Annotated in this window: 11 protein-coding genes; 9 read left to right on the top strand and 2 right to left on the bottom strand. The window is 48.4% G+C overall.

Features of this window, described 5'->3' with window-relative positions; genetic code table 11:
- Window positions 1–131: 131 nt before the first annotated feature.
- From QRD89_RS02380 to QRD89_RS02400, 5 genes are all read left to right on the top strand, one after another.
- A complete protein-coding gene (locus tag QRD89_RS02380) occupies window positions 132–2,177 on the top strand; it encodes a BglG family transcription antiterminator (RefSeq protein WP_286096227.1) in 2,046 nt (681 codons plus the stop codon).
- Window positions 2,177–2,458 (top strand): PTS sugar transporter subunit IIB, encoded by a 282-nt coding sequence (locus tag QRD89_RS02385; protein ID WP_008634373.1) that lies wholly within the window; start codon window positions 2,177–2,179, stop codon window positions 2,456–2,458. The genes QRD89_RS02380 and QRD89_RS02385 overlap by 1 nt, the downstream gene beginning before the upstream one ends.
- A gap of 35 nt (window positions 2,459–2,493) precedes the next feature.
- The gene (gene ulaA, locus QRD89_RS02390) at window positions 2,494–3,837 is read left to right on the top strand and encodes a PTS ascorbate transporter subunit IIC (protein ID WP_008634374.1); all 1,344 of its coding nucleotides are present in this window, start codon (window positions 2,494–2,496) and stop codon (window positions 3,835–3,837) included.
- 33 nt (window positions 3,838–3,870) lie between these two features.
- The gene (gene tkt / locus QRD89_RS02395; protein ID WP_286096228.1) at window positions 3,871–5,874 is read left to right on the top strand and encodes a transketolase; all 2,004 of its coding nucleotides are present in this window, start codon (window positions 3,871–3,873) and stop codon (window positions 5,872–5,874) included.
- A gap of 75 nt (window positions 5,875–5,949) precedes the next feature.
- Window positions 5,950–6,744, top strand: coding sequence for a histidinol-phosphatase HisJ family protein (locus QRD89_RS02400; RefSeq protein ID WP_062515665.1), 795 nt, complete (start codon window positions 5,950–5,952; stop codon window positions 6,742–6,744).
- A 446-nt stretch (window positions 6,745–7,190) separates the two neighbouring features.
- Here QRD89_RS02400 and QRD89_RS02405 read toward each other — a convergent pair whose 3' ends face one another.
- Complete coding sequence (locus QRD89_RS02405) at window positions 7,191–7,346, bottom strand: DUF1540 domain-containing protein (RefSeq protein WP_008634378.1); 156 nt, start codon at window positions 7,344–7,346, stop codon at window positions 7,191–7,193.
- Between the two features lie 211 nt (window positions 7,347–7,557).
- On the opposite strand from QRD89_RS02405, the gene nhaC (QRD89_RS02410) reads away from it, so the two are divergent.
- The 4 genes from nhaC (QRD89_RS02410) to aspA all read left to right on the top strand — a co-directional run bounded on the left by nhaC (QRD89_RS02410) (window position 7,558) and on the right by aspA (window position 13,103).
- Window positions 7,558–8,973, top strand: coding sequence for a Na+/H+ antiporter NhaC (gene nhaC / locus QRD89_RS02410; protein WP_008634379.1), 1,416 nt, complete (start codon window positions 7,558–7,560; stop codon window positions 8,971–8,973).
- A gap of 199 nt (window positions 8,974–9,172) precedes the next feature.
- Window positions 9,173–10,606, top strand: a complete 1,434-nt coding sequence (nhaC, locus tag QRD89_RS02415) for a Na+/H+ antiporter NhaC (RefSeq protein WP_286096229.1) — start codon at window positions 9,173–9,175, stop codon at window positions 10,604–10,606.
- Between the two features lie 37 nt (window positions 10,607–10,643).
- Window positions 10,644–11,660, top strand: coding sequence for an asparaginase (locus tag QRD89_RS02420; protein ID WP_026578819.1), 1,017 nt, complete (start codon window positions 10,644–10,646; stop codon window positions 11,658–11,660).
- 30 nt (window positions 11,661–11,690) lie between these two features.
- Window positions 11,691–13,103: an aspartate ammonia-lyase gene (gene aspA, locus QRD89_RS02425; protein ID WP_286096230.1), complete on the top strand. Its 1,413-nt coding sequence runs from the start codon at window positions 11,691–11,693 to the stop codon at window positions 13,101–13,103.
- Here aspA and QRD89_RS02430 read toward each other — a convergent pair whose 3' ends face one another.
- A complete protein-coding gene (locus QRD89_RS02430) occupies window positions 13,104–13,454 on the bottom strand; it encodes a helix-turn-helix domain-containing protein (protein WP_026578817.1) in 351 nt (116 codons plus the stop codon).
- Window positions 13,455–13,561: the final 107 nt, after the last annotated feature.

Consider the following 13,561-nt stretch of genomic DNA (forward strand, 5'->3'; position numbering starts at 1 on the left):
GCAGATAGAGGGGATGACTATGTGGAAGAGTCCAATCTGTGTGGAGTCTTCCTACAAAGGTTGGGCTCGAATAGCGTTGTTATCATAATGTAAGCGTTTTATAATTTAAATTAGAAACGGAGGTACTTGCTTTGCTTGATCAAAAAACCTATCAGTTTCTTGAGAGAATCATGAAGTATAAGCAAATTACGAAGCCTGAAATGATGTTGGAACTGGATTTGACAGAAAGAAGATTCGACTACCTTTTAGAAAAAGTGAATAACAGTCTGGCCTTCGTGGATCTGCCGCCTCTACAAATGGAAAATCAGTGGATCGTCGCGGATGAGCGGGTGAAGGAATTCGTAGCTTCCGGGGGTCCGTTGGATATTAATGGGAACGATCTCATAATTTCAGAGGAGAATCGTCCGCTGATGATCTATCTTTATGCGTTCATCAAACAGGAACCGATATCCGGCTACCATTTTCAACTGTTGTTGAATGTAAGTAAAAACACGGCATTAGCCGACGTGAAGAAGGCTCGGGAATGGTGCCTGGAATGGAATGTGGAGTTCGTTTACAAGCGGATGGAGGGGTATCATCTCCAAGGTTCCGAGATGGACAAGCGGCGCTTCGCCCTCTACTGTCTGGATTACTTACTTTCTCAGCCGCTCGGTAGAGAAATCATCGACCGGACTCTGGGTGCCTGGCATAAGGAGGAGATGGTCGAAGAAACGACTTCAATCATGGAAGCGTTTTTAGACCGGTGGCAGACAATCCGACTTGTGAGGAGCAGGAAGGTGGAGATGGTGTATCATCTCGTGTTCATGCGGGCTCGAAGCAGGAAAGACGACCTTCTCTATACGTCCGAAGAAAAAAAGGTGCTGGAAGAGGAGCGTATTTACCCGGCCGCGGAAGAGTTAGCCTTTGAGCTGTTTCCGGAAGGTCCAGGGGAGGATGTTTATTTTACAGCTGTTCAGCTGTTGACCTCACAAGGAGAAGTGAACCGTGATGCGCATCCGCTGCTCATGGAGATGGGAGAGAAAATCGTTGCAGCATTTGAGAAGAATACGCTTCTTCCCATCGAGAATAAAGCGAGCCTGATTCAAAGCCTGTTCAACCACCTTGTCCCGACCTATTACCGCCTTATGTTCGATATTCCGCTGATCAACCCGATGAAAGAAGTGATCAAGGGGGAGTATGGAGAGCTGTTCCAGTTTGTGAGAAGGTCGCTGAAGCCTCTGGCGGAATGGACCGGTAAACAAATCAGCGAAGCGGAAATCGGATATTTCACTCTCCATTTCGGAGGCTATCTGGAGAGGGACAGACGAGAGAATCCGGAGGATGTCAAGGCGTTGGTCATCTGCTCCAACGGGGTTAGTTCCTCGATCATGCTGCGGGCGCAGCTGAAGGAGATGTTCCCGGCTGTTCAATTCTCCCGGGCTCATACAGCCGACACCATTGGGAGCGTTCCGCCATCCAGTTATGATTTGATTTTCTCCACGGTGGCGTTGACCTCCATCAAGCCTGTGTTCCTCGTCAAGCCGCTGTTGTCATCGGTGGAGAAGACTCATTTGATCCAGTCGGTAAGGGAAGAGTTTCCTTCGCTGCACGAGAACAGCGTGCCTTTGGAAAAGGTGATGGAAGTCATCCGAAGGAATACGGATATCAAGAATGAGAAGAAATTGGTCTCCGAATTAATAGAAATCATGTACTTCAAAAATACCGAGAAAAGGTGGGAGAAGCCATTGCTTTCTGATCTATTAACGAAAGAAACGATCCATTTTACAAATGAAAAACTGGATTGGCGTTCAGCCATCTCCAAGGCGGCAGAGCCGCTTCTTGATACAGAGAAGATTGAACAGCGATACATCGACGCCATGATTCAGAATGTCGAAGAGATAGGGACTTATATTCACATCGGAAAGGGAATTGCGATTCCCCATGCGAGACCCGATGCGGGAGTGAAAGAAGTCGGTATGTCCTTCCTCCGAACGAGGGAGCCTGTGCTTTTGTTGGATAAGCCGGAGCATTCGATCGATCTGTTCATCTGTCTGGCTGCGATTGATAATGAAGCACACTTGAAGGCGCTGGCGCATTTAACGAAGCTGCTTGGTGATAATACGAAGCTTGCGGCCATCAAGGATGCAGCAAGTGAAGAAGAAATCATGGAGATTATAAAAGAAGGAGAGGAATTATAATGAAATTTTTAGCGGTATGTGGATCAGGTCTGGGAACGAGTTTTATGGTGGAAATGAATATTAATCAAATTTTGAGCGAGCTTGGGGTTACTGGTGTAGAAGTGTCACACTCGGATTTGAGCTCGGCAGCACCCGGAGATGCGGATGTCTTCTTCCTGGCTAAAGATATAGCAGAAGGCGGACAGCATCTTGGAGAAGTTGTCGTTCTGGAGAACATCGTTGATATGGATGAACTGCGTGACAAAGTGAAGCAGATCGTCGAAGAGAAGAACCTGGCATAAACACAGTTGAAACATGCGGAAGGGGAGGATAGAAAATGAACAGCTTTCTGACGGTGTTGGTGGATATATTAAGTCAACCGGCGATTCTTGTTGCTATGATTGCCTTGATCGGGTTAGTCGCCCAGAAGAAAAACGTGTCAGACACGATGAAGGGAACGACGAAGACATTCGTCGGTTTCCTCGTCATCTCAGCGGGAGCCGGTATTTTGGAAACGTCCTTGGTACCGTTCGGCTCCATGTTCCAGGAGGCGTTCAACGTCTCCGGGGTAGTACCGAATAATGAAGCGATTGTAGCCCTTGCCTTAAATGAGTATGGTTCCAATACAGCACTTATCATGTTCTTCGGAATGATTGTAAATATTCTGATCGCCCGTTTCACCCGGTTTAAATACATTTTCCTGACGGGGCATCACACGTTATATATGGCTTGTATGCTCGCCGTCATCATGGCCGTGGCCGGCTTCAACACGATTCCGCAAATCGCCGCCGGAGCGGTTGCGTTGGGTATCATCATGACCTTATCCCCTGCGATTCTTCAGCCGTTCATGCGGGAGCTGACAGGGAACGATAACGTCGCATTAGGTCACTTCAGTGCGGTCGGTTATGCAATCAGCGGCTTAGTCGGGAAAGCCTTGAAATCAGAGAAGTCCACATCGACAGAGAAAATCAACTTTCCGAAAGGTCTTGGTTTCTTACGGGACAGTACGGTAAGTATTGCACTTACAATGGTCGTCATGTATTTGATTGTCGCTTTGGCAGCAGGTCCGTCTTTCATTGAAGCGGAACTCAGCGACGGCACGAACTTCCTTGTCTTCTCTTTCATTCAGGCAGGTAATTTTGCTGCTGGTGTATTCATCATTTTGTCCGGAGTACGTCTCGTTCTTGCGGAAATCGTCCCGGCTTTCAAAGGGATTTCTACGAAGCTTGTTCCTAATGCGAAGCCTGCCTTGGACGTTCCGATTGTCTATACGTACGCGCCGAATGCCGTATTGATCGGCTTCTTCTCCAGTTTCATCGGAGGTCTCTTCAGTATGGTCGTCATGGCACTTGTCGGAAGTACCATCATTCTTCCGGGCGTCGTTCCACACTTCTTCACAGGAGCAGCTGCCGGCGTGTTCGGTAATGCTACAGGCGGGGTAAGAGGAGCCGTTGGGGGATCTTTTGTAAACGGTATCATCATTTCGTTTCTGCCGATCTTCCTGCTGCCGGTCCTGGGAGAGCTTGGATTCGCCAACACGACGTTCTCGGATGCCGATTTCGGTGTGAGTGGAATCTTCTTCGGAACACTTGCCAACTACGCCGGGCCGCTGGCTATTGTCATCAGTCTTGTCGTCATTCTGGCGCTTATGGTCATCCCGTTCAAGAAGAAAACCAGTTGATCTTGTGCCAATTCAAATAACGGAGGCGATAGCATGTCCATTTCGACAGATAAGGTATCCGAGTTGTCCATCAATACGATCCGTACGTTGAATATCGATAGTGTAGAAAAAGCCGACCATGGTCACCCTGGGATGCCGATGGGGGCTGCACCTATGGCCTATGCCTTGTGGAAGAACTTCCTCAACGTAAACCCGGACAACCCCAATTGGTTCAATAGAGACCGGTTCGTCCTCTCGGCAGGGCATGGCTCGACACTGCTTTACAGCCTGCTTCACCTTTCCGGATATGAGGTATCGATCGATGATCTGAAAAATTTCCGGCAGCTTGGCAGTAAAACGCCCGGCCACCCGGAATACGGCATCACTCCGGGAGTAGAGGTAACGACAGGGCCGCTCGGTCAGGGAATACCGGCAAGTGTCGGTTTGGCCTTGGCGGAGAGGCACCTGGCGGAAACCTACAACCGTGATGGATATCCGGTTGTCGACCATTATACGTACACGATCTGCGGGGACGGCGACTTGATGGAAGGCGTATCCTATGAAGCTGCGTCTCTCGCAGGTCACTTAGGGCTTGGGCGCCTGATCGTCCTCTATGATTCCAATGATGTCAGCTTGGATGGTGATGTTGACCTTTCTTTCTCGGAAGATGTGGAAAGCAGGTTCACCTCCTGTCATTGGCATTATCTTAAAGTAGAAGACGGCAACGATATTTCGGCAGTGGAGCGTGCCATCGAGGAAGCGAAGGCGGAGACGGAGAAGCCGACGATTATCGAGATCAAAACGATTATCGGTTACGGAGCATCCAGTATTCAAGGAACGAGCGATGCGCACAGCGATCCGCTTGGGAAAGAAGAAGTGGAGCGGACGAAACGATTCTACAAGTGGGAGTATGAAGAGGAGTTCTTCGTTCCGGAAGAAGTCTACCAGGATTTTCGGTCGATCAAAGAAAGAGGGAAAGCGAAGGAGCAGGAATGGGAAGCGACCTTCAGTGAATATAAAAAAGCCTTCCCGGAGCAGGCTGTGGAATTAGAAAGGCTCCTGGCGGGCAGGCTCCCGGTTGACTGGTCACGGGTGCTTCCTTCCTATGAAGAGGGGGAGACGCTTGCTACCAGAGCGGCTTCTGGAGAACTGCTGAATGCACTTGCTGATGTAATGCCCGAATTTGTCGGAGGGTCTGCTGATTTAGATTCCTCAACGAAGACGCGATTGAAAAAGTACCCGGACTTCACTCCTTCCGACTACGTGGGTAGAAACATCCGCTTTGGTGTCAGGGAATTCGCTATGGGAGCGATCGCCAACGGTCTCGCTCTGCACCATTTAAGGCCATTTGTCAGTACGTTCTTCGTTTTCTCGGATTACCTGCGCCCCGCTGTCCGGCTTGCCTCACTCATGGGAATACCGGTCACGTACGTATTTACCCATGACAGTGTAGCGGTAGGACAGGACGGACCTACGCATGAACCGGTCGAACAGCTTGCCTCGTTCCGGGCAATGCCGGGATTGTGTGTCCTCCGTCCGGCGGATGCAAATGAAACGAAGGAAGCTTGGAAGATTGCCGTAGAGCAGCAAGATCAGCCGACGATGCTGGTGTTGGGAAGGCAGGGCGTACCAACGCTTAAACATACGGATTCGCATGCAGCAGACGGCGTGAGAAGAGGTGCCTACATCCTCTCTGAAGCAACTGGAGAACCGTCGGGGATTGTGATAGCGGCTGGATCAGAAGTGCCTTTGGCTTTGGAAGCGCAGGAACAATTGGCAGCGGAAGGGCTGTATGTCCGGGTCGTCAGCATGCCGTCATGGGACCTGTTTGAAAAACAAGCGCCGGAGTACAAAGAGCACGTGCTTCCGAAGGCCATCAAAAAGCGGCTGGTCGTCGAGATGGGATCGAAGCTTGGTTGGAGAGAGTATGCAGGAGACGAAGGCTTGGTAATGAGTGTCGATACTTTCGGCACGTCAGGTCCTGGAGATGAAGTGATCGCCGCGTTCGGTTTCACCGTAGAGAACGTCGTTCATAACTTCAAGTCTCTGTTGAAGTAAGTTCCTGTATGAGGTAACCTTTTTCTGGGTTACCTTATTTCTTTTTTTACTAGAAGAAGGCAAGGAGGAAGCATTATGTACGCAGCGGATTATCATCATCATACGAACCATTCGTTTGATTCAAAGGCAGAGATGGAGGACGTTTGTGCGAGTGCAGTGGATAAAGGGTTTAACGAGATTTGCTTTACCGAACACTTCTCTGTCAATCCGAATGTGCCGACATATGGACACATGGACTTCGAGAGGTACTTTTCTGAGATAGAGAGATGCCGCGAGGAGTTTGAGGGGAGGCTGACCATCAAAGCAGGGATCGAATTATGCGAACCGCACTTGATGAAAGCGGAATACGAGGAGGTCTTACGGGATAAAGACCTCGATTTCATCCTCGGTTCCGTTCACAACATAGAAGAAACGAAGCTTAGGAAAGTCCTGCAGGAGAAGGAGCGGGAAGCGGCTTACCGCGCCTACTTCGAGGAAATGTACGCGCTTGTCGAAGGTGCCGATATAGACGTGCTCGCTCACTTGGATTTGATGAAACGCTACGACGGGACGGCAGGAGAGAAATACGCATTCCGCGACTACGAAGCATTGTTAAGGAAAATTTTGCGGAAGGCGGTCGATCGCGGCATCGGGATCGAAATCAATACGTCCGGCTTATCCAACCAGAAAGTCGGAGAGGCTTTTCCTACGATGGATATTTTGAAGCTTTATAAAGAGGTGGGCGGCGAGATCCTGACAATCGGGTCGGACTCGCACAAGCCGGAGACAACGGGAGATTACTGGGAGAGCGCGGTCAGCATGGCGAAACAGGCAGGATTTAAGCGCCTCTATACTTTTACGAAAAGGGATCCCCAGCCGTACGATATATAAGAAAACAGAGCGGACATCTTTTGACATGGATGTCTGCTTTTTTCTTCTGTCTTTAGACACCATTAAGGTACCGTTAGTCGATTATACATATACAAGCCTGCGTCGAAATAGCCGAAAAAAAAATGAGGGGAGACGGTTTGCGATAATGGCCTAGGGCCGGACTAATCCCCGGAAATGGCCGGAGAAGCGGTCCTTGGGACGGCCGCGTAAACGGCCCCTTTATATAAACAAAATAAAACAAGAATAAACAAATAATCATGAGGCGGCCGATTTGTGAGGAAAGGGAAGTAGTCTTTCCGATATCCATAGAGCTGGAGGGGGAGGGGGAGGTTGTTTTACAAAATTTTGTTTGTAAGCACAACATGATAACGATAATCTTTATCAGTCTTAACTAAAAAAAGTAGCCCTCATCGGCTACCAGGAATACCTTCTATTCGGTTATGTGTCTAGTGCTTCGCTTCAAATGTCTTGCAGTCTGTTTCGTTTTGAGACGAGGCGGTTTTTCCTGATTCACTGATGATGAAGATTGTTTCTGCTCCACACTTCTGACCGTCTTCATTATGCACACAGTTCTTCACGTCACACAGAACATCCATTGCCATGCTGCGTCACCTCCTGAAGAAGCATTTGTTTATTCATATACCCGCAATGGGTGGATTCTACACCTCAAGCCTCTCGGATAGGTGTTCATTCCGAACAATTTTTCTTGTCCAATGTCAGCAAATATGACAAATCGTATTCAAAAAAGCTCTCTATGTTGGTATGATGAGAAAATACTTAAATTATATGAAAAGGATATAGGGAGAGATTGAAGTGAAGGAAGGAAGATTACCGTCTTTATTGGAAGTATTTCTCGTATTAGCTGCATTTCTGGTTGTCGTATTTTCATTTACGGCACTGTTTGAACTGCCGATCCAGCTTGCACTGTTCGTCGGGTGGTTCATTGTCATTTTACTAGGTTTGCGTTTAGGGTTTACGTATGATTCTCTACAGAACTCCATGATCAAAGGGATTTCCAATGGGTTGGAAGCAGTCATCATCCTGATGGCGGTCGGTGCTTTGATTGGTACCTGGATTGCAGGTGGGATCGTTCCCACAATCATTTATTACGGCTTGGACTTTATCCACCCTTCTATTTTTCTATTAGCTACATTAATTATATGTGCACTGACCTCCCTATCCACAGGAACATCCTGGGGAACGGTCGGTACAGCGGGGATTGCAATGATGGGGATCGGGGAAGGACTCGGACTGCCGCTTCCACTTGTAGCGGGTGCTGTGTTATCCGGGGCCTACTTTGGTGATAAATTATCACCGCTTTCAGACAGCACCGTCCTTGCGGCATCGATGTCGAAGGTTAACGTGATTTCGCACGTGAAGTCGATGCTTTATCTGGATGTGCCCGCATTCATCATTACATCGATTCTGTTTACGGCTGCCGGTTTTTATTACGGGACGGGAGATGTAGATTTGGACAGAGTCCAGTCGATTATGACGTCCTTGAATGAGACGTTCACCATCAATCCTGTCATGTTCGTGCCAGCATTGATCGTCATCGGCTTGCTGATCTTGAAGAAACCGTCTATTCCTACGATATCCTTCGGGGCGCTGGTAGGAGTCATTTGGGCGGTGGTCTTCCAGGGAGCGGATGTGGTTTCTTCGATCGATGCGGCCTACAATGGCTTTCAAATTGAATCCGGATCCGAATTCATCGATGAACTGCTGAACAGGGGTGGTATCGGCGGCATGCTTGGATCCATCGCGGTAATTATCCTGGGCCTTGGTATCGGCGGCATGCTGGAGAAGGTCGGCGTCCTTACAGTCATCATGAATACGTTCGTAGATAAAATCAGAAGTGCGGGCAGCTTGTCTGTATCGACGGTTTTCGCCGGATTGTTTACGAATATATTCGGTTGTGCAATGTACGTCTCCTTAATTCTGACACCGAAGCTGATGGAGAAAAGTTATGACAGGCTCCGAATCGACCGGAGAGTCTTATCGAGGAACACGGAGGTCGGCGGGACGATGACCTCCGGAATGGTACCGTGGTCGGATAACGGCATTTTCATGGCAGGTATTCTTGGCGTGTCGACGTTATCCTATCTACCATTCATGTGGATGAGTTTCGTATCGATCGCGCTTGTCATCCTATATGGATACACAGGTACATTCATCTGGTATACCAATCAAGAGGAAGCGGAAGAAGATTTGTCCGATTCCGTTCACTGATAGAGATATGACAAAAAGGCTCTTCCTGCCGCTGCGACAGGAGGGCTTTTTTTTATTGTAGAATATCCCAGAATCTTTATTATTCTCAAAATGCGTAAAAACGCATTCAAAAAAGTAGATTCCTATGTTATTATGAGGAAAATTGTTCTCGTATTGCGTACTTGGCTTGTTTTTAAAAAGAAAATAGGAGGAGATTGCAATGAAGGAAGCAAGGTTACCGTCTCTATTGGAAGTCTGTTGTGTGCTGGCTGCGTTTCTGGCTGTGGTGTTTTCGTTTACCGCGCTGTTGGAACTGCCGATTCAGCTGGCGCTGTTTGTCGGTTGGTTTATCGTCATGTTACTTGGGTTGAGATTGGGTTTTACGTATGATTCCTTGCAGGGTTCGATCATCAAAGGAATATCGAACGGGTTGGAAGCAGTCATCATCTTGATGGCGGTTGGTGCTTTAATCGGTACGTGGATTGCCGGAGGGGTCGTTCCAACGATCATTTATTATGGTCTTGACTTCATTCATCCTTCTATCTTTTTATTAGCTACTTTAATTATATGTGCGTTGACATCTCTTTCCACAGGAACGTCCTGGGGAACTGTCGGCACCGCCGGGATTGCAATGATGGGAATCGGTGAGGGGCTTGGGCTTCCGCTTCCGTTAGTAGCAGGTGCAGTCTTGTCCGGTGCTTATTTCGGAGATAAATTGTCACCGCTTTCAGACAGTACGGTGTTGGCTGCATCGATGTCGAAAGTCAACGTCATTTCCCACGTGAAATCGATGTTGTACCTTGATGTACCAGCGTTTATCATTACGGCTATTCTCTTTACAGGAGCAGGGTTCTACCATGGCAGCAGCAATATCGATCTGGACAGGGTCCAATCGATCATGACGTCCTTGAATGATACCTTCAACATCAGTCCGCTTATGCTTGCACCCGCGGTTATTGTCATTGGATTGTTGATCATGAAGAAGCCGTCCATCCCGACGATTTCCTTCGGTGCATTGGTCGGGATCATATGGGCCGTATTGTTTCAGAATGCGGATGTCGTGTCATCCATTGAGACAGCTTACAATGGGTTCCAGATCAGTTCCGGCTCTGAATTCATCGATGAATTACTGAACAGGGGAGGAATAAGCGGGATGCTCGGCTCCATTGCGGTCATCATTCTCGGTCTTGGTATCGGAGGTATGCTGGAGAAGGTGGGCGTATTGACCGTCATCATGAACACGTTCGTGGACAAGATCAAGAATGCCGGGAGCCTTTCTGTATCAACAATTTTTACCGGGTTGTTCACCAATATTTTCGGCTGTGCGATGTATGTGTCGCTGATTTTGACACCGAAGCTGATGGAAAGCAGTTATGACAGACTACATATCGACCGCAGGGTTCTATCAAGGAATACGGAGGTCGGCGGGACGATGACATCCGGAATGGTGCCTTGGTCGGATAACGGGATTTTCATGGCGGGAATCCTCGGTGTGTCGACGTTGTCTTATCTGCCGTTCATGTGGATGAGCTTCGTATCGATCGCGCTTGTCATCATCTACGGGTACACAGGCAAATTCATCTGGTATACGGATGGAGCAGAAACGGAAATAGAAACGGATATGGAAGAGGATGTATCTGATATAGCAAAATGACAGAGAAAAAAAGGAAGCAGGGAAAGGGTGTTCATCAATGAAAAAAATTCTTCTTATCGGTACGGGCGGAACCATTGCCTCGGTCGAAAGCGAGCAGGGACTCACGCCGGGGCTGAGTCCGGAGGAAATGGTCGGGAGGCTCGAATTTCGCTTTCAGTGTGATGTAGATTGTATCGTGTCCTTGAACTTGGACAGTACAAATATTTACCCGAATCATTGGGTCAAGCTTGCGACAATGATCCATGACCATTACGACCACTATGACGGGTTCGTCATCACCCACGGCACGGATACAATGGCCTATACGGCAGCAGCGCTCGATTCGATGCTGATGCATTTGGATAAGCCGGTCGTCCTGACAGGTTCACAAATACCAATGACACTGGTCGATTCCGATGGAGAACAGAACTTGATGGATGCCGTTCATTATGCAGCGGATGGTCTGGCCGGGGTGTATATCGTCTTCAACAGTCGTGTCATCAAGGGGACGAGGGCGATGAAAATGAGGACGAAAAGTAAGCACGCGTTCGAGAGCGTCAATTATCCTTACGTCGCCTATGTTGATAATACACGCATCACTTACCATTCAAAGCCGTTGGACGCGGAACGCGGACGTAGGTTGGAGCTGGAGACGAGGTTGTGTACGGATGTCTTCGTCCTGAAGCTCTATCCGGGTATCAACCGAGAGATTTTCCGCTTCATTTCTACTAGCTACAAGGGTGTCATCATCGAATGTTTCGGCAGCGGGGGGATTCCATTCTACGAAGTCGACCTGGCAGAAGAAGTGAAGGCCTTGATCGACGCCGGAGTCGTCGTTGTGCTGACGACGCAATGCTTGGAGGAAGGAATCGACATCGACTTGTATGAAGTGGGAAGGAAGATTGATCGAAACCAGGTCGTCATTTCCCAAGACATGAATACGGAAGCTCTGCTTGCAAAATTGATGATCTATCTTGGAAAATACGTTAATATGCAGGAAGTCATCGATAACATCCATTTGGATATTGAGAAAGAAAGCGACGATTCGCTGTTCAGCTGCGACATCTCGCTGTGAATTTCATAAAACAATGAAGGAGGTTTCATCATGTATAAAGTACAGACAACTCGAGTAGAAAAAGACTTCTTAGGAGAAAGAGAGATTCCGGCAGACGCTTATTACGGGATTCAGACACTGCGGGCATCCGAGAATTTCCCGATTACAGGTTACAGAATCCATGAATCTCTCATCACCTCCGTATCCATGGTGAAGAAGGCCGCGGCGGAAGCGAATGTTTTCACGGGGCGCTTGTCCGCCCATTTGGGAGACGCCATCATTAAGGCGGCTTCAGAGGTTATTGAAGGGAAGCATCACGATCACTTCATCGTCGATCCGATTCAGGGTGGAGCAGGTACGTCCATTAACATGAATGCAAACGAAGTAATCAGCAACCGGGCCTTGGAAATCCTGGGCCGTGAAAAAGGCGACTATAAATTTTTAAGTCCGAATACGCACGTGAACATGTCTCAGTCCACCAACGATGCGTTTCCAACAACGATTCACCTGGCCGTGCTTTCACAGCTGGATCTGCTTCTTGATACGATGCGCCGTATGCAGGTGGTATTTATGGAGAAGGCGGAAGAGTTTGATACCGTCATCAAGATGGGACGGACGCATTTACAAGATGCTGTTCCGATTCGTCTCGGACAGGAATTTGCCAGCTACGGCAGAATGATCGGGCGGGACATCGAAAGAATTTCCGGTTCGTTGGAGAAATTATACGAAATTAATATAGGGGCGACAGCGGTCGGTACCGGGTTGAACGCCGACCCTGCCTATGTCAGCAAAGTCGTGGACCGCCTGCGGGACATCAGCGGTTATCCGGTTGTTTCCGCGGAGAACCTTGTGGACGCTACAGCCAACACGGATTTATATACGGAGATTTCCGGCTACTTGAAGACGTGCATGTTGAACATGTCCAAGCTTGCGAACGATCTTCGATTAATGGCTTCCGGTCCACGTGCCGGTTTGAATGAAATCGATCTTCCGGCGCGCCAGCCTGGTTCCTCCATCATGCCTGGGAAGGTGAACCCTGTCATGGCAGAGGTGATCAATCAGATCGCTTTCCAGGTGATCGGCAATGATCAGACGATCAGCCTCTCCTCAGAAGCAGGGCAGCTGCAGCTGAACGTCATGGAGCCGGTGCTCGTGTTCAATTTGTTGGAGTCCATCAAAATCATGAAGAACGGTTTCGGAGTATTCACCGATTATTGTGTGAAAGATATTAAGGCGAATGATATGGTGATGAAAAACAATGTAGAGAACAGTATCGGTATCATTACCGCACTGAATCCTTATATCGGATATGAGAAAGCGTCGGAAATTGCTCGAAAGGCCCTGCGTACAGGACAGACAATCAGGAATATCTGTTTAGAAGAAGGGGTGCTGACAGAATTGGAACTGAACCGTATTCTTGATACGCATAAGATGACAAGCCCCGGCATCGTCAGTATGGATTGATTACTGTCTGAGCTGACGTTTTGTCCTTACGAATGCCAGGAAATCGTGAAGCTCATCTTCCGTAGCGGCGGCACCGTCAATGCGGATTTCCCAATCCGGCGGCTGGTTGGAATCGTCCAACAGAACCATTTTTTGATCATCGGGAGAGCGGGGATCGTCGGTGCGGTTCAATAGATAATCGATCGAGGTGTTCATGATATCGGCCAGTTTGATCAGGGAATCCAGCGAAGGCTGGCGGTATCCGGATTCATAACCGGCATATGTACTTTTGGCGATGCCGAGCTGGTCGGCCGTTTCCTGCATCGTCCATTTCTTTTGTTTGCGAAGTTCAGTGAGTCTGGTTAATTTCATTTGGTAATCCTCCCATGACTTAGTATAGCTTAATTGGAGTGCATACCAAAATCATTCCTGTCTGTTATAGTAGATAGAGCTTTAGGATTTTATAAAAAAGGTGTGGA

Source organism: Halobacillus sp. ACCC02827, assembly GCF_030291935.1.
Lineage (GTDB): Bacteria > Bacillota > Bacilli > Bacillales > Halobacillaceae > Halobacillus.